1 rRNA gene is annotated in these 664 nt (G+C 45.9%); it reads right to left on the reverse strand.

The window, feature by feature from the left end:
- Positions 1-333, reverse strand: a 23S ribosomal RNA gene (locus tag ACH0BF_RS25085); the annotation flags it as partial.
- Positions 334-664: the final 331 nt, after the last annotated feature.

Consider the following 664-nt stretch of genomic DNA (forward strand, 5'->3'; position numbering starts at 1 on the left):
CCGTTCTTTTGTAACTCCGTATAGAGTGTCCTACAACCCCAGAAGGCAAGCCTTCTGGTTTGGGCTGTTCCCGTTTCGCTCGCCGCTACTCAGGGAATCGCGTTTGCTTTCTCTTCCTCCAGGTACTTAGATGTTTCAGTTCCCCGGGTGTGCCTTCTCCTACCCTATGGATTCAGGTAGGGATACTGTTCCATTACGAACAGTGGGTTTCCCCATTCGGAAATCTCCGGATTAACGCTTACTTACAGCTCCCCGGAGCATATCGGAGTTAGTCCCGTCCTTCTTCGGCTCCTAGTGCCAAGGCATCCACCGTGCGCCCTTTCTAACTTAACCTAAGAAAAAATACAAGCGGCGCATTTCATCGTCAGCTTCCCTCATTCCTTCCCTCACGTATGCAAATACGCTCAGTCAGTCATTCAGTTGCTTCCTAGAACTGCTTGCTTCTCTTCTTTCTTTGAAAAATACCTAAAATGGCGATTACTCGGTTATTGCTTGGTTACTTTTATACGATATTATCCAGTTTTCAAAGAACAAAGTTGCTTACCTATAGAGAAGGAATTCATCCTTCAAAACTGAACAAAAAACAGTGCCGTTAATTCGTTTGTGAGAACAGCGTTCTCTGTTGCTACTACGTGCGGCTAAAAGCCTGACACGGTTCACAATT

Origin of the sequence: Pseudobacillus sp. 179-B 2D1 NHS (assembly GCF_045370945.1) — a bacterium.
Classification (GTDB): Bacteria; Bacillota; Bacilli; order Bacillales; family Domibacillaceae; genus Pseudobacillus.